The 14,574-nt window shown below is 71.7% G+C and carries 15 protein-coding genes; 4 read left to right on the forward strand and 11 right to left on the reverse strand.

Annotated elements, in window-relative coordinates; translation table 11 throughout:
- Positions 1-81: 81 nt before the first annotated feature.
- Positions 82-1,047: a TauD/TfdA dioxygenase family protein gene (locus ACZ48Z_RS15950; protein WP_468736435.1), complete on the reverse strand. Its 966-nt coding sequence runs from the start codon at positions 1,045-1,047 to the stop codon at positions 82-84.
- A gap of 89 nt (positions 1,048-1,136) precedes the next feature.
- On the opposite strand from ACZ48Z_RS15950, the gene ACZ48Z_RS15955 reads away from it, so the two are divergent.
- Positions 1,137-1,757 carry a hypothetical protein gene (locus ACZ48Z_RS15955; protein ID WP_468736436.1) on the forward strand — a complete coding sequence of 207 codons (621 nt, stop codon included), beginning with the start codon at positions 1,137-1,139 and terminating at the stop codon, positions 1,755-1,757.
- A 100-nt stretch (positions 1,758-1,857) separates the two neighbouring features.
- Positions 1,858-2,688: an aldo/keto reductase gene (locus ACZ48Z_RS15960; RefSeq protein ID WP_468736437.1), complete on the forward strand. Its 831-nt coding sequence runs from the start codon at positions 1,858-1,860 to the stop codon at positions 2,686-2,688.
- Between the two features lie 100 nt (positions 2,689-2,788).
- Here ACZ48Z_RS15960 and ACZ48Z_RS15965 read toward each other — a convergent pair whose 3' ends face one another.
- Positions 2,789-3,178 carry a VOC family protein gene (locus ACZ48Z_RS15965; RefSeq protein ID WP_468736628.1) on the reverse strand — a complete coding sequence of 130 codons (390 nt, stop codon included), beginning with the start codon at positions 3,176-3,178 and terminating at the stop codon, positions 2,789-2,791.
- A gap of 206 nt (positions 3,179-3,384) precedes the next feature.
- Here ACZ48Z_RS15965 and ACZ48Z_RS15970 point away from each other — a divergent pair, with 206 nt between their 5' ends.
- Positions 3,385-3,822 (forward strand): cupin domain-containing protein, encoded by a 438-nt coding sequence (locus ACZ48Z_RS15970; protein ID WP_468736438.1) that lies wholly within the window; start codon positions 3,385-3,387, stop codon positions 3,820-3,822.
- Between the two features lie 9 nt (positions 3,823-3,831).
- Here the strand turns inward: ACZ48Z_RS15970 and ACZ48Z_RS15975 are convergent, their stop codons facing one another.
- The 9 genes from ACZ48Z_RS15975 to ACZ48Z_RS16015 form a co-directional block, all read right to left on the reverse strand.
- A complete protein-coding gene (locus tag ACZ48Z_RS15975; RefSeq protein ID WP_468736439.1) occupies positions 3,832-6,186 on the reverse strand; it encodes a SpoIIE family protein phosphatase in 2,355 nt (784 codons plus the stop codon).
- A gap of 64 nt (positions 6,187-6,250) precedes the next feature.
- Positions 6,251-6,718, reverse strand: a complete 468-nt coding sequence (locus tag ACZ48Z_RS15980; protein ID WP_468736440.1) for a peroxiredoxin — start codon at positions 6,716-6,718, stop codon at positions 6,251-6,253.
- The gene (locus tag ACZ48Z_RS15985; RefSeq protein ID WP_468736441.1) at positions 6,715-7,095 is read right to left on the reverse strand and encodes a DoxX family protein; all 381 of its coding nucleotides are present in this window, start codon (positions 7,093-7,095) and stop codon (positions 6,715-6,717) included. Before ACZ48Z_RS15985 ends, ACZ48Z_RS15980 begins: the two co-directional genes overlap by 4 nt.
- A 250-nt stretch (positions 7,096-7,345) precedes the next feature.
- Positions 7,346-7,861 carry a MarR family winged helix-turn-helix transcriptional regulator gene (locus ACZ48Z_RS15990; protein ID WP_468736442.1) on the reverse strand — a complete coding sequence of 172 codons (516 nt, stop codon included), beginning with the start codon at positions 7,859-7,861 and terminating at the stop codon, positions 7,346-7,348.
- A 131-nt stretch (positions 7,862-7,992) separates the two neighbouring features.
- Positions 7,993-9,180, reverse strand: a complete 1,188-nt coding sequence (locus ACZ48Z_RS15995; RefSeq protein ID WP_468736443.1) for an NAD(P)/FAD-dependent oxidoreductase — start codon at positions 9,178-9,180, stop codon at positions 7,993-7,995.
- A complete protein-coding gene (locus ACZ48Z_RS16000) occupies positions 9,177-9,371 on the reverse strand; it encodes a ferredoxin (protein WP_468736444.1) in 195 nt (64 codons plus the stop codon). Before ACZ48Z_RS16000 ends, ACZ48Z_RS15995 begins: the two co-directional genes overlap by 4 nt.
- Positions 9,372-9,425: 54 nt before the next feature.
- Entirely contained in the window at positions 9,426-10,658 is a 1,233-nt protein-coding gene (locus tag ACZ48Z_RS16005; RefSeq protein WP_468736445.1) for a cytochrome P450, read from the reverse strand.
- 247 nt (positions 10,659-10,905) lie between these two features.
- Positions 10,906-11,631 (reverse strand): response regulator transcription factor, encoded by a 726-nt coding sequence (locus ACZ48Z_RS16010; RefSeq protein ID WP_468736446.1) that lies wholly within the window; start codon positions 11,629-11,631, stop codon positions 10,906-10,908.
- 89 nt (positions 11,632-11,720) lie between these two features.
- Positions 11,721-12,371 carry a TetR/AcrR family transcriptional regulator gene (locus tag ACZ48Z_RS16015; protein WP_468736447.1) on the reverse strand — a complete coding sequence of 217 codons (651 nt, stop codon included), beginning with the start codon at positions 12,369-12,371 and terminating at the stop codon, positions 11,721-11,723.
- A gap of 340 nt (positions 12,372-12,711) precedes the next feature.
- Between ACZ48Z_RS16015 and ACZ48Z_RS16020 the strand changes: the two genes are divergently transcribed.
- On the forward strand, positions 12,712-14,196 hold the full coding sequence (locus ACZ48Z_RS16020; protein WP_468736448.1) for an MFS transporter: 1,485 nt from the start codon (positions 12,712-12,714) through the stop codon (positions 14,194-14,196).
- The last annotated feature ends 378 nt before the right edge of the window (positions 14,197-14,574 follow it).

The following is a 14,574-nucleotide window of genomic DNA, read 5'->3' on the forward strand; positions in this document are numbered from 1 at the left end:
CCCGACCCTGCCGGTCACGGTCCTCCGGCCCCGACGGGCCCGCCCCCCGCAGCGCCCGCCCACCGCTCCCGACCGGCCAGGTCACCAGCGCCCCACCTCGGTCCCCGTGACCGGTTCCGACGACTTGCCGTCCGCTCCCACCGGGACGTCCCCCGTCAGCATCACCCGGTGCATGGTCCGGGGGAAGCCGAGGTGGGCGTTGTCGCTGGGGGCCAGATGAATGGTGGCCCGGTTGTCCCAGAAGGCCACGCTCCCCGGCTCCCAGCGGAAGCGGACCGTGTACTCGGGCCGTACCGCCTGTTCGAGGAGCATGTCGAGGATCGCCCGGCTCTCGGCACGGGACAGGTCGGCGATCTGCTCGACGTAGTAGCCGTTGACGAAGAGGATCCGCTCCCCCGTCTCGGGGTGGACGCGCACCAGCGGGTGCAGCGAGGCGACCTGGTGGTCCAGGAGGTGCCGGACATAGGCGTCGTCGCCCGGCCGGGGCTGGTAGCCGACGCCGAGCCGGTGCTCCACGCGCAGACCGTCGATGAACTCCCGCACCGGGCCTGACAGTCCGGCGTAGGCGGCCGCGAGGTTTGACCAGGTGGTGTCGCCGCCGTACGGCGGGACGGTCTCCGCGCGCAGGATCGTCGCGGCGGGCGGGTCGACGCGGGCGCCGTGGTCGCAGTGCCAGCCGCGCAGCAGGGTGTGCCGTCGGCGTTGCAGCCACTCCTCGTGTTCCATGCCGAACTTCCCGCCCAGCTCCAGCCGGTCGGCGGTCGTCTCGACCTCCGGGAAGTCCGCGGGCGAGGCACCGCCGCGCTTGCGCAGGACGACCGGCTCACCGAACCTGCGGGCGAAGGCCACGTGCCCGGTGTGGTCCAGCTTCTGCCCGCGGAAGAACACCACCTTCCAGCGCAGCACCGCGGCCCGGATCGCGGCGACCACCGCATCGTCCAGGTCGACGGCCAGGTCGACCCCGGTGATCTCCGCTCCGATGTGCCCGGCGACCGGGTTCACCTCGATTCCCGCTACCCGCTCCGCCGTGCCCTTGTCCGTCGTCATGGATGCTCCGTCGATCGCCACGCCTGTGTCTGTACGAGAGTGACGGTCTCCTCCCCGCGGGACACGCCACCCATGCTTGACTGCCCATCGTGACCGTTTCCTCGACTCCCCACGAACCGAGCGCCTTCGTGCGCCGCCTGCACACGGGCGAACGGCTGCCCCTGCCGGCCGACTCGGTGGCGGGCTGGGAGACCTTCCCCTTCGAAGGGGACTTCCGGGTCAAGCCGATCCAGCCGCCCGTCCTCCCCGAGCCCGGACGCCAGGGGGAGGACGGCCCGGAGGACTGCCGCACCTGCGCCAGGCCGGTGGAGGAGGCACTGTGGGCGGACGACCACTGGCGGCTGGACGCGGTCGGCTCCGAGTCCCGGCTGCCGGCCGTCGTCATGCTGCAACCGCGCGGCCACCACGACCTGACCGACCTGCCCGCCGAGCGTGCGGCCGAACTCGGCCCCCTCCTCCAGCGTGCGGAACGCGCGGTGCTGGGACTCGACGGCGTCGCGCGCGTCCATGTCAACCGCTGGGGCGACGGAGCCGCCCACCTCCACTTCTGGCTGCTCGCCCGGCCGGCCGGGCTGATGCAGATGCGGGGGACCTTCCTGTCGGTCTGGGAGGAGCTCCTGCCGCCCCTGCCGGACGAGGACCGCCGACTGGCCCACCGGAGCATCGCCGCCGCGCTGGCCGCGGAGGGCGGCACGGCCTACGCCCTCTGACGGTGAACTCCTCCTTCGGTGCCCGTGCCGTCCGGTTGATCACCAGGCACTCCATCCCTGAGGCTGGGAAGGGACGACACAGTCAAGGGAAGGTCCAGAAGTGATCAGCATCCCGACGCACACCCTCAACGACGGTACGACCATCCCCGCGCTCGGTCTGGGCACCTGGCCGATGGACGACGCGGAGGCGGAACGGGCGGTCGGCACCGCGCTGGAGAGCGGCTACCGGCTCCTCGACACCGCGACGAACTACCGCAACGAGACCGGTGTCGGCCGCGGCGTGGTCGGCAGCGCTGTCCCTCGCGAGGAGATCCTCGTGACGACGAAGCTCCCCGGCCGCCATCACGGCCACGATGAGACCCTGGCCTCCTTCGAGGAGTCCCGCGCCCGCCTCGGCCTGGAGTACGTGGACCTGTTCCTGATCCACTGGCCGCTCCCCCGCGTGGACAAGTACGTCGACTCGTGGCGGGCCATGATCAAGCTGCGCGAGGACGGTCTCGTGCGGTCGATCGGGGTCTCCAACTTCACCGCCGCGCACATCGAGCGGCTGGAGAAGGAGACCGGGGTCCTGCCGTCGGTCAACCAGATCGAACTGCACCCCTTCTTCCCGCAGGGCGAACTGCGCGCGTACCACGCCGACAAGGGCATCGTCACCGAGAGCTGGAGCCCGCTGGGCCGGGGTTCGGATCTCCTGGACGACCCGGCCGTGGCCGCTGTCGCCACGGCGCACGGTGTCACCCCCGGCCAGGCGATCCTGCGCTGGCACATCCAGCTCGGCGCCGTGCCCATCCCGAAGTCCGGCGACCGGAACCGCCAGCGCGCGAACCTCGACGTCTTCGGCTTCGAGCTGAGCGAGGCCGAGGTGGCGGCGATCGGCGACCGTGCGCACCGGCGCCTGGGCGGGGATCCGGAGGTGCACGAGGAGTTCTGATCCCCGGGAGGGGTTCTCGGGGCCCCGGGGTGAGTACGGCGGTGGCGCGATGATCGTCGGGGGCGCGGCCCGGACTTCACGCTGAGCGGTCGCCCCGTGGTCATCCGTCCGCCGGGACCAGACAGAACTCGTTTCCCTCGGGATCGGTGAGGACGATGTGGTGCGGATGCCGGGCCCCGACCGTCGCGCCGAGAGCCGTGAGGCGCCGGATCTCCGCCTCCGGGTCCACGGCGAGCAGGTCCAGGTGCACACGGTTCTTCACGCTCTTGGCCTCCGGCACGAGTTGGAACCACAGCCGGGGTCCGCCCTCCGCCGACTCGACCAGCACGGTCGGGTCGTCCTCGGTACTGCTGATGCCGAGGGAGCGCAGGCGGGCGAGTTCCGTGTCGTCGTAGGGCGCGACGGCGTAGTCGTCCAGGGCGGCGGCCCAGAAGCGGGCCGTGGCCGCGGGGCGAGCACAGTCGAAGACGATGTCCTTGAGTCGCGCCATCCCTCCATGGTGGCCGCCGCTGCGGGAGGGTGTCACGTACGCGTCCGGCATCCGCGTCATCGCCGCCCCGGCCTCCACACCGTGGGTGACGGACACGGGCGGTCCACCGAATCAGGCCTCAACTGCCCTTGTCTGCCTCTATGTTCACTCCGAAGTCCACTGCGACAGGTCAGCACTCACGCACTCGAAGCCAGGAGGCCTTCCGTATGCGCATCGCGCTCCGTACCGCCGTGTCCGGCGCGGTCCTCACCGCCACCGTCCTCACCACCGGCGGCACCGCCGGGGCGACACCGCCCGGACCCGGAGTGGTCGGCACACTGATCGCTCAGAAGACCGTGGGCGACACCGACTACGTCCTCAGAGAGATCACCGTTCCGCCGGGTCAGGCAACCGGCTGGCACTACCACGACGGCCCCGTCTACGGATACGTCAAGCAGGGAACGCTCAGCCACTACCACGCCGACTGCGCCGTCGACGGCGTCTACCCGCAGGGCACGGTCGTGCGTGAGCCGGGTGGCCCGGGCGACATCCACCTCGGCCGCAACCAAGGGACGACCCCGCTCGTCCTTGAGGTGCTGTACGTCCTGCCGCACGGGTCGCCGTACTCGGAGGACGTGCCGAACCCCGGCTGCTCCTTCCAGTGACCGCGGTGATCAGAACTCCGGCGGCTCCAGGGACTGTTCGGCCCAGATCGTCTTGCCGCTGCCGGTCTGCCGGCTCCCCCAGCGCTGGGTGAGCTGGGCGACAAGGAGCAGCCCGCGGCCGCCCTCGTCGTAGGCGTGGGCGCGCCGCAGGTGCGGGGAGGTGGAACTGCCGTCGGACACCTCGCAGATGAGGGTGCGGTCGCGGATCAGCCGTAGCTGAATGGGCGGTTCGCCGTAGCGGATGGCATTGGTGACCAGTTCGCTGACGACGAGCTCGGTGACGAAGGAGGCCTCCTCCAGTCCCCAGACGGCGAGTTGCTCGGTGGCGGCCTGCCGGGTGGCGGCGACGTGCGCGGGGTCGGGCTCGACGTCCCAGGTGGCGACCCGGTCCGCGCCGAGGGCTCGGGTACGGGCGAGCAGGAGGGCAACGTCGTCGCCGGGCTCCTCGGGGAGTACGGCCTTGAGGACCGTGTCGCACAGGTCGTCGAGGGTGTCGGTCCTCGCGGTCAGCGCGCGGCACAGTTCGTCGGTGGCGTGGTCGACGTCGCGGTCCCGGTCCTCGATGAGACCGTCGGTGTAGAGGGCGATGACGGCGCCCTCGGGCAGTTCGACCTCCGTGGCCTCGAAGGGCAGGCCTCCTACACCGAGCGGGGGTCCGGCGCTCAGGGGGACGAGCCGCACGGTGCCGTCGGGCAGGACGACGGCAGGCGGCGGATGCCCGGCGGCGGCCGCGGTGAGCAGGCGCGATACCGGGTCGTAGACGGCGTACAGACAGGTGGCGCCGAGCTCGGCGACCTCGCCCCCGTCGTCGGGGCGGTCGTCGGACGCGAGGTGGGTGACCAGGTCGTCGAGGTGGGTGAGGAGTTCGTCGGGCGGCAGGTCGACGTCGGCGAGCGTGCGCACGGCCGTGCACAGGCGGCCCATGGTCGCCGAGGACGGGATGCCGTGGCCCACGACGTCGCCGACCACGAGGGCGACGCGGCTGCCGGAGAGCGGAATGACGTCGAACCAGTCACCGCCGATACCGGCCAGGGAGCCGCAGGGCAGATAGCGGTGGGCGACCTCGACCGCCGCCTGTCCCGGCAGGCTGCGCGGCAGGAGGCTGTTCTGGAGGGCCAGGGCGGTGGTGCGCTCGCGGGCGAAGCGGCGGGCGTTGTCGATGCAGACGGCGGCCCTGCTGGCGAGCTCCTCGCCGACCGTCGCGTCGTCGCCGCCGTAGTCGTCGGGGTGTGCGATGCGGACCGCGACCACGACACCCAGGGTCGTGCCGCGGGCCCTGAGCGGTACCGCGAGCATGGAGTGGACGCCCTTGCGGTAGGAGCGGCCGGCGGGGGCGCGGGCATTGCGTTCTGCGACCCAGCGCACGAAGTCGGGCTCTCCGGCCTGGCTGACGGCTGCCCTGCCCTGTCGCAGTGCCCGCGCGGGCGGGGAGAAGGCCGGGTAGACATCCGCCTCGCCCAAGCGGACGGCGGCCTCCGGGGTGCCTTCGAAGGCGGAGCCGTGGGCGACTCGGCGCAGGACGATGTCGCCTTCCAGCACGGTCGGGGGCTCGTCGGTGCCGAGGACCCATTCGAGGAGGTCGACGCTGGCGAAGTCGGCGTACCGCGGGACGATGAGTTCGATGAGCTCCTCGGCGGTGCGCACCACGTCCAGGGTGGAGCCGATGCTGGCCGCGGCCTCGTTCAGCAGGGCCAGCCGCTGCCGGGCCCAGTGCTGCTCGCTGCTGTCGAAGCCCGCGAGGGCGACCCCGGTCAGCTCCCCGGTGTCTTCGCGCACGGGCCACATGTCGAAGGTCCAGGCGTGCTCCCTGTTGCTCGACGGGGCGCCCGTGAAGCTCTCGTAGCGCACCGGCATGCCCGTCTCGGCCACCTGGCGCAGATGGGCCAGGAAACCCCGGCTGTGCTCGGCGTCCTCGACGGTGTCCGGGAAGTACCGGCCGAGCAGCGCGTCCTCCGGCACCCCCATGCCCCGGCAGGCCACGTCGTTGAGGCGCAGGTAGTGCTGTCGGGGGTCGAAGATCGACATGGACATGGAGGCCTGCTGGAAGGCCTTCCCGGCCAGCGTCGGTTCGCCGGCAACGGGCGGCCGGCCGGTGATCACGTACCCGGCCGGTGTGCCGTCGCCGCTCAGGACGGGACACGCATCAAGGGTGAGCGTGAGCGGGGACCCGTCGCTGCGGCGCAGTACGACGGTGCCCTTCAGCGCCGCCACGGCCGGTCCCGGCGGGTCCTCGGCGAGCAGCTCCCGGGCCGCCCGCCCCACGACCTCCTCGGCCGTGTGTCCCGTCAGCCGCCGGGCGCCCTCGCTCCACCCCGTCACAATGCCCTCGGCATCGGTGACCGCCGTAGCGGAGACGTGCTCCATATGCTCCAGGATGGTCCCTTTGCCGGACCGCATCAACCGAAACGGGGCAACTGGGCCCCGCCCGTCACTTCCGGTGGGCGCGCAGCGCGTCCAGGGCACGGTCGGCGTGCGTGTTCATGCGCAGTTCGCTGCGCACGACGTCCAGCACCGTGCGGTCCTCGGCGATGACGAAGGTGGCGCGCTTGGTGGGTGCCAGGGAGAAGCCGCGCTTGACGCCGAACAGCTCGCGTACGGCGCCGTCGGCGTCGGACAGCAGGGTCATGCCGAGGGTGTGGCGGCCTGCGAACTCCTGCTGGCGCTCGACGGTGTCGCCGCTGATGCCCACGGGCTGTGCGCCGACGGCGGCGAACTCGGCGGCGAGGTCGCGGAAGTGGCAGGCCTCCGCGGTGCAGCCGGCGCTCAGGGCGGCGGGGTAGAAGAAGAGCACGACCGGGCCGTCGGCGAGCAGGTCGGAGAGCCGGCGGTGGGCGCCGGTCTCGTCCGGGAGCTCGAAGTCGTCGATGGTGTCGCCGGTCTCTATCGCCTTGCTCATGCCTGGGCCTCCGTGTTCTTCGCGATGCTGCGTGCCCACAGCACGAGCGGAAGCTGCAGCGGCAGCCGTCCGAGGGCCGCCGCCTTCAGGGGCGCGGGGCGGTGGCGCCAGTCGACGGCCATCTTGACGTTGGCGGGGAACACCCCGACGAAGAAGGCGGCCGTGGCCAGGGCGGCCGTCCGCCTGGTCCGCGGCAACGCCAGACCGCCGGCGAGCGCGAGCTCCACGGCGCCGCTGGCGTACGTCCAGGTCCGGGGCCTGCCCGGCAGTGCCTGCGGGATGGTCGCGTCGAAGGAACGCGGTGAGGCGAAGTGGGCGACGCCCGCGGTGGCCAGCAGACCGGCGAGCAGCAGGGGTGAACGTGGGGACCGTGACACGGTTCCTCCTTCGGGGGGCTGCCGCGCACATTACTGGACGGTACATCCAGGTCCGACAGGGGCCTGCCCGCGCCATCAAGGCCCTATGGGGAACGGCGGTTGCGGGCGCCCGGGGTGCGGCCGAAGGCACGGCGGAACACGTCGCGGCACGCGGTCACGGAGGACCAGCCGGGCAGGACCACCCGGCGGCGCCGGGGGCACTCGCCGACGCAACGTCGCTACGGTCCGCCACCCGAGCCTGGCGTCGGTGTCAGGCGGTGCCGGCGGGTGTCGGCTCCTCGCTCTCGTCGTCGATGGAGTACGAGAGGAAGTCGTCGACCATGCGGTGGAAGAGTCCGGCGAGCTGCCGCAGTTCCTCGGGCTCCCACTCGGACAGGGCCAGCTGCATGCCCCGGGCTCCGACGTCACGGATGCGGTCGATGGCCTGTCGCCCGGTGCCGGTGAGCTGGATGCGCTGGGCGCGCCTGTCGTCGGGGTCGGGGACGCGGGTGACGTAACCCGACTTCTGGAGCTGCTGGACCGTGCGTGTGACGTGGGAGGCCTCCACTCCCAGGCGGTTGGCCAGCTCCCCCGGACGCATCGGCTCGGTGTCGGCGACCTGGCGCAGCAGGGCCACGGCGGCGCGGTCCAGCGGCACCTCGGCCAGCGACATCAGCCGGTCGTGCTGACGGGCACGGGTGCTCAGGTAGGTGATACGGGTGAGCGCCCGCTCGATCTCGATGACTTCCGGGGACGCGGGGACGTCGGGGAGCGGCTGTGAGGACATACTCACCAGTTTACCATCTTGTTGCGTAACTCAAGTAATCTACGGCGGGTGTTCAGCGCGCGTACTGCGGACGTACGACGGGCGCCGACGGCCGGGTGACCGTCGGCGCCCTCTCGGGACACCCGGAATACTCAGGCTTCGACCACCGAGACCTCGGTCCGTACGCTCCCCTGCCAGACCGCTCCGGCGGCGACGGCCTGGCGCCACCGGCGGATCGCCTTGGGCGCCATGCCCACCGCGAGGGCACCGCTGACCCGGTTCCCCGTGCGGTACGCGGCGACGAACCGGCGTTGCGCCACGTCACCCTCCACGACGGCGACCTCGTCGTGTCCGCGCAGGTACCCGTACGCCTGGATCTTCATGTCGTACTGGTCGGACCAGAAATAGGGAACCGGCGCGAACGGCTTGCGCGACTCCCAGGCGGCGAGCAGGTTGCGGGCGGCGGCCATGCCCTGCTCGGCCGCGTTGGTGCGGTGCTCGATCCGCATCGACGCGCCGAACAGCGGGTTGTACCAGCGGCCCACGTCACCGGCCGCGTACACGTTCTCCGCGGCCTCGCAGTACTCGTCGCAGACCACGCCGTCGCCCACCGCGAGTCCGCTGCCGCCGAGCCACTCGGTGTTGGGCAGCGAGCCGATGGCCACGAGCACCTCGTCCGCCTCGACCTCCTCTCCGTCGGCGAGCCGGACACCGTCCTCGGTCACGTCCGTCACGGTGACTCCGCAGCGCAGTTCGACTCCCCGGTCGACATGGGCCCGGGCCAGCATCTGCCCGATCTCGACGCCGACCGCGTGTGCCAGCGGCACGGCGGCCGGTTCCAGGAGAGTCACCCGCGCGCCCATACGCCGGGCCACCGCCGCGGCCTCCGCGCCGAGGAACCCGGCGCCCACCACGACCAGTCGCCGTCCCCGCGCCAACCGCTCCCGCAGTGTGAGCGCGTCGTCGAGGGTGCGCAGCACGTGGGCGCCCTCACCGGGCAGCCGGCGCGGCCGCACGCCGGTGGCGATGACCAGTCCGTCGTACGGCACCTCGCAGCCGTCGGCCATCCGCACCGTGCGGGTGGCGAGGTCGAGACCCGTCGCCGCGACGCCGAGCCGCAGGTCGAGACCGAGTGCGGCCAGGTCGGCCGGAGTGCGCAGGGCGAGCCGGTCGGGCTGCCACTCCGCGGCCAGGATCTGCTTGGACAACGGGGGCCGGTCATAGGGAGGTTCGGGCTCGTCGCCGATGAGGGTGATCGTTCCGTCGTACCCTTCGCGGCGCAGTGTCTCGGCCGCGGCGAGCCCGGCGGCCGAGGCTCCGACGACGGCGATCCGCCTCACTGCCGGACCAGCCGGATGGCGGCGGCCGGACAGACCGCGACGGCTTCCTTCACGTCGTCGAGTCGGTCGTCGCCGACCTCCTCCGCCAGGAGGACCGCGATGCCGTCGTCGTCCTGGTCGAACACGTCCATGGCGGCGACCACGCACTGTCCCGAGGCGACGCACTTGTCGGCTTCCAGCTCCACCTTCATGGGATGCCCCCTACTTCTGTCGTGGGTGTCGTTCGTACGCGGGACGGCAGGCGGTCACCAGGCCACCGGCAGTTCGTGGATGCCGTAGATGAACGCGTCGTGCTTGAACTTCACGTCCTCGAGGGCGCAGGCGAGCTTCAGCGTGGGGATGCGCCGGTAGAGGGTGCCGTAGACGACCTGGAGCTCCATGCGGGCGAGGGGCTGGCCCAGGCACTGGTGGACGCCGAAGCCGAACGCAACATGGCGGCGGGCGTCGCGGGTGATGTCGAGGCGGTCCGGGTCCTCGAAGACCCGGGGGTCACGGTTGCCGATCTCGTTGACCATGATCACGCCCTCGCCGGCAGTGATGACCTGCCCGGCGATCTCGATGTCCTCGGTGACCGCGCGCCGGCGTCCCAGGTGGGTGATGTGCAGGTAGCGCAGCAGTTCCTCGACCGCGGAGGCGACCAGTGCGGGGTCGTCCGTACCGCGCAACAGGGCGAGCTGGTCGGGGTGTTGGAGGAGGGCGGCGGTACCGAGCGTGATCATGTTCGCGGTGGTCTCGTGCCCCGCGATCAGCAGGAGCAGTGCCATCTCCGTGGCCTGCCCGTGCGTCAGCTCGCCCGCGCTGACGCGTTCGGCGATGCCGGTGAGGAGGTCGTCCTTTGGCTCGGTGAGCCGCTGGGCGAGCTGATCGGAGAGATAGCCGGCGATCTCCCGGGTGGCCGCGCCGCGCGCCTCCGGGGTCGCGGTCGTGCGCACCATCGTCTTGGTGTTCGCCTGGAACAGCGCGTGGTCGTCGTAGGGCACGCCGAGCAGTTCGCAGATCACCAGCGAGGGCAGGGGGAGGGCGAACGCCTCGACCAGGTCGGCCGGCTGCGGTCCGGCCAGCAGGTCGTCGATCAGTCCGTCCACAATCCGCTGCACGGCGGGCCGGAGGGCTTCGATCCTCTTGATGGCGAACGGTGCCGTGACCATCCGGCGCAACCGGGCGTGTTCGGGGTCGTCCATCATGATGAAGCTGAGCTTGCCCTCCCCGGCCGCGGAGTCGGCCTTGGCCGGATAACCGGGCCGGTCGGTGTCGGCGCTGACCCGGGCATCGCCCAGGATCGCCCGCTGCTCGGCATAGCGGGTCACAAGCCACGGCTCGCTGCCGTCCCACAGACGGACCTTCGCCAAGGGCCCCTTCTCCTGAAGTTCCATGAGGCCGGGCGGCGGGTCGAAGGGGCAGCGGGCGGCGCGGGACATGGGGAACTCGGGGGCGGTGCCCGCCACGTCGTGCGCGGGACCGGCCGGAGTGACGGCCATGGTTCTCCTCGGTGGTGGGGGCTCCGCCGGACGGGGTGGAGCGCCGGTGCGAAGTGGTCGAGGCCTCGATGAACACATGCAAACAGACAGGGCTGACGCCACCCCGTCGGCAACCTGACGGAAAGCTGACGTGACTCAGGTCACAGAGCCATCAACTGCTGTGAATCTTCGGAGAGTTGCGAATGCCCACGACACCCCGGCCGCTGCGGGCACACCGACTGCCACACCGTGTCGTTTGCAGCGGGCCTCAGGACTCGACGTCTGCGCGTCCCAGCCAGTAGCCGAAGCCGCGGCGGGTGTGGATGAGTTCGGGGGCGTCCTGGTCCACCTTGCGCCGCAGGCGGGAGACGAGCTGTTCGATCGCGTTGTCGCCGCGATGGTCGCCCCAGACGTAGCGGCCGATCTGCTCCTTGGACAGCACGCGGTGGGCGTTGACGAGGAGATGGCGCAGGAGCCGGTATTCGGCGGGCGTCAGGTCGAGGACGCGCGGCCCACGCCGGGCCTCGCACAGACTGTCGTCCAGGACGAGTTCGCGGTAGCACAGCCCGCCGCTGCGGGCGGGCCCCGCGCCCGTCCCGCGCAGCAGGACCTGCACCCTGGCCAGGAGGTCGGCCACCCGGAAGGGCTTGGTGACGTAGTCCCGTTGCCCCAGGCCGAGTTCGGGCACGATCCGGTCCAGGGACTCGTAGTCGACCAGCAGGAGGACGGGCGGACGGCGGACCACGGTGGGCCGGGTGCGGCCCAGTTCCGCCACGTCCGGCAGCGTGACGTCGACGACCACCAGATCGAACCGTTCGCGGGTCAGGCGCGCCAGGCCGTCGACGGCGGTGACCGCCTCGACGACCCGGTAACCCGCCAACTCCAGCGTCGCGCAGAGGAGTTCGGACACCTCAGAGTCGCCCGCGATGACCAGGAGCCGCTGACCGGCACCGCGGGCGAGGGCCGGGTGCCGCTCGCTGGAGCTGCCATACATGGGACAACACCGTTCGTGGGGAGGCGCGCTCCCCCACCCTAGCTTCTCCTTGCCTAACTCAAGTAAACAGCAGGGTCCACGGGAGGCCGTCATCGGGTGGGCGTGACCGGGGCCGTCCACATGGCGACCACGACGTCACCGAGACCGGTAGCGGCGTCGTGCCAGGTGGCTCGGGGGGTGGGGGTGTTCTCGGCGAGGGCCCGTTCACGGTCGGCGGCCATGTGCACGATCAGATGACGGGCCATCTCGGCACGCTCGGCACGGACGTCGGCGGGCAACTCGGGCAGACACCGGTTCAGCCCGTCGACGATCCGCCGGAGCGACGGCGAGGCCATGGACTCCTCGACCATGATCTGCTGGAGCACCGGGTCGGTCATGACCTGGGCGCAGAACCGGGCGAACCAGGTGGGACTGCCCAGCGCCGCGAGATGTTCGGGCACGGGACGTACCAGACAGTCCACCCAGTCGCGTACGTCCGTGGAGGCACCCGCCCTGTCCAGCAGCCGGGCGCGGATCTCCTCGATGCGGACATGGTGCTTGCGGGTGATCGCCCGGACCAGGTCGGCCTTGGTGCCGAAGTGGTAGCCGACCGCGGTGTTGTTGCCCTGCCCCGCGGCCTCGCTGACCTGACGGTTGGACACCGCGAGGACACCACGCTCGGCGAACAGCCGCTCCGCCGCGGTCAGGATCAGCTCCCGGGTCGCGCTGACCTGTTCCTCGCGTACCGTCCTGCCCGCCATGCTCACCACCGCACCGGGACTTCGCTGAGCCCTCCGACGGCCAGCCCCTCGAGCCGCCTGAGGTCCGCCGGCGGTGCGGCGAGTTCCAGTGCCGGAAGCCTACGCAACAGCGCGTCGGGGACGGCGCGCAGCACCGCGCGGGCGAGTGCCCGGCCCGGGCAGGACCGGGCTCCGACGCCGAACGCGGGGCAGGGGCCGGGGCTGCGGTCAAGGACAGGGGTCCTCCTCGGCTCCGGCGATCGCTGCACGGACAGGACACCCGGACCCGTAAGCTAAGTCAAGCACCTGACTTAACTTCGGCCGAGCTCTCGGTCCCCCGCCCTGCCCTGGAGGCTCATTCATGTCCGACGCTCCCGCCGGATCCGCCGACGCGGGTGCCGTGACCCCGCCCCGGCCCAACGCCGTGGTGGCGGTGCTGGCGTTCGCCGGAATCGTCGTGGCTCTGATGCAGACCCTGGTCATCCCGATCGTGCCGGAACTGCCCAAGCTGCTCGACGCCCCGGCCTCGGACACCGCCTGGGCGGTGACGGCGACCCTGCTCGCGGCGGCCGTGGCCACCCCCGTGGTCGGCCGGCTCGGCGACATGTTCGGCAAGCGCCGGATGCTGCTGGTCAGCGTCGTGATGCTGGTGGCCGGATCGGTCGTCTGCGCACTGAGCGACGCCCTGGTCCCGATGATCGTCGGCCGCGCCCTCCAGGGCCTGTCCTCCGGTGTGATCCCGCTCGGCATCAGCATCATGCGCGACGAGCTGCCCACGGAACGCCTGGCCGGGGCGACCGCGCTGATGAGTGCCTCCCTCGGTGTCGGCGGTGCCCTCGGCCTGCCGACGGCCGCGCTCATCGCGGACAACTTCGACTGGCACTTCCTGTTCTGGAGCTCGGCCGGGATGGGCGTGATCGCCCTCGTGCTCGTCGTGGCGTTGGTGCCGGAGTCCCGGGTGCGCACCGGTGGCCGCTTCGACGCGGTCGGCGCGGCAGGGATGGCCGTGGGCCTGGTCTCCCTGCTGCTGGCCGTCTCCAAGGGCGCCGACTGGGGCTGGACCAGCGGGACCACCCTCGGTCTGTTCGCCGTCGCCGTGATCGTCCTGGTGGCCTGGGGCTTCTTCGAACTGCGCACCGCCCAGCCGCTGGTGGACCTGCGCACCACCGCCCGCCGCCAGGTGCTGTTCACCAACCTCGCGTCGATCGCGATCGGCTTCTCGATGTTCGCGATGTCGCTGGTCCTGCCCCAGCTGCTCCAGCTGCCCACCCAGACCGGCTACGGCCTGGGCCGGTCCCTGCTGACCGCCGGCCTGGTCATGGCTCCCTCGGGTCTGGTGATGATGGCTCTGGCCCCGGTCTCCGCCATGGTCTCCAAGGCCAAGGGCCCGAAGGTGACGCTGATGATCGGCGCCCTGATCGTGGCCTGCGGGTACGGCATCAACATCGTGCTGATGTCCCAGGTGTGGCACCTGGTGCTGGTCTCCTGCGTGATCGGCGCCGGCATCGGGTTCACGTACGGTTCGATGCCCGCGCTCATCATGGGCGCCGTGCCCGCCTCGGAGACGGCGGCCGCGAACAGCCTCAACACCCTGATGCGGTCCATCGGTACGTCCTGCGCGAGCGCCGTCGCCGGAGTGGTCCTGGCCCACATGACCGTCGACCTCGGGGGTTACGCGCTGCCGTCCGAGAACGCCTTCAAGACCGTCATGGCGATCGGCGCGGGCGCCGCGCTCCTCGCCTTCGCCCTCGCCTCCTTCATCCCCCGCCCGCGCGCCGCGCCCCTGGCGGCGGTCCCGGCGCCGCCCGCCGCGGAGAGGTCCGCCGGTACGCCCTCGGGGCGCTGACGTTCCCCGCCCGACGGCCGTCGGCGGGCGGCCGTCAGGCGTTCATGTCCTGCCCGAGGAGGACACGACTCCCCGCGCGTACTGCGTTCTCAGTAGCGCGCTTGTCGGCGGAGGTACGACGACGAGCGGGCCCGGACCGGGAAGACTGGGGTCGTCCGGACCGTCGGCGTGGGGCGTGACGCTCATCCGCCCGGACGACGCGCGGCGGCAGCGCCCGGCGGGCACGGCCACCATGGTTCCAGGACACGAGCGGAGAGCCGATGAGCATCCCGTTGCGGCGCCGCACCGACGACCCTGTCCGCACGGTCGCCGCCGTGCCGGCCGCGCGGCGGGAGCCGCCCCGGCTTCCAGAGGCCGTATGTGAGGGGTCGCCCCGAC

The sequence above is a fragment of the Streptomyces sp. NPDC031225 genome (assembly GCF_055570355.1).

Excerpts from the sequence above, each read along its gene's own strand:
- ACZ48Z_RS15980 (WP_468736440.1), bottom strand. The coding sequence starts at position 6,718 with ATGAGCAAGGCGATAGAGACCGGCGACACCATCGACGACTTCGAGCTC.
- ACZ48Z_RS16010 (WP_468736446.1), bottom strand. The coding sequence starts at position 11,631 with ATGTATGGCAGCTCCAGCGAGCGGCACCCGGCCCTCGCCCGCGGTGCC.
- ACZ48Z_RS16005 (WP_468736445.1), bottom strand. The coding sequence starts at position 10,658 with ATGGCCGTCACTCCGGCCGGTCCCGCGCACGACGTGGCGGGCACCGCC.
- ACZ48Z_RS15950 (WP_468736435.1), bottom strand. The coding sequence starts at position 1,047 with ATGACGACGGACAAGGGCACGGCGGAGCGGGTAGCGGGAATCGAGGTG.
- ACZ48Z_RS15970 (WP_468736438.1), top strand. The coding sequence starts at position 3,385 with ATGCGCATCGCGCTCCGTACCGCCGTGTCCGGCGCGGTCCTCACCGCC.
- ACZ48Z_RS15965 (WP_468736628.1), bottom strand. The coding sequence starts at position 3,178 with ATGGCGCGACTCAAGGACATCGTCTTCGACTGTGCTCGCCCCGCGGCC.
- ACZ48Z_RS16015 (WP_468736447.1), bottom strand. The coding sequence starts at position 12,371 with ATGGCGGGCAGGACGGTACGCGAGGAACAGGTCAGCGCGACCCGGGAG.
- ACZ48Z_RS15990 (WP_468736442.1), bottom strand. The coding sequence starts at position 7,861 with ATGTCCTCACAGCCGCTCCCCGACGTCCCCGCGTCCCCGGAAGTCATC.
- ACZ48Z_RS15975 (WP_468736439.1), bottom strand. The coding sequence starts at position 6,186 with ATGGAGCACGTCTCCGCTACGGCGGTCACCGATGCCGAGGGCATTGTG.
- ACZ48Z_RS16000 (WP_468736444.1), bottom strand. The coding sequence starts at position 9,371 with ATGAAGGTGGAGCTGGAAGCCGACAAGTGCGTCGCCTCGGGACAGTGC.
- ACZ48Z_RS16020 (WP_468736448.1), top strand. The coding sequence starts at position 12,712 with ATGTCCGACGCTCCCGCCGGATCCGCCGACGCGGGTGCCGTGACCCCG.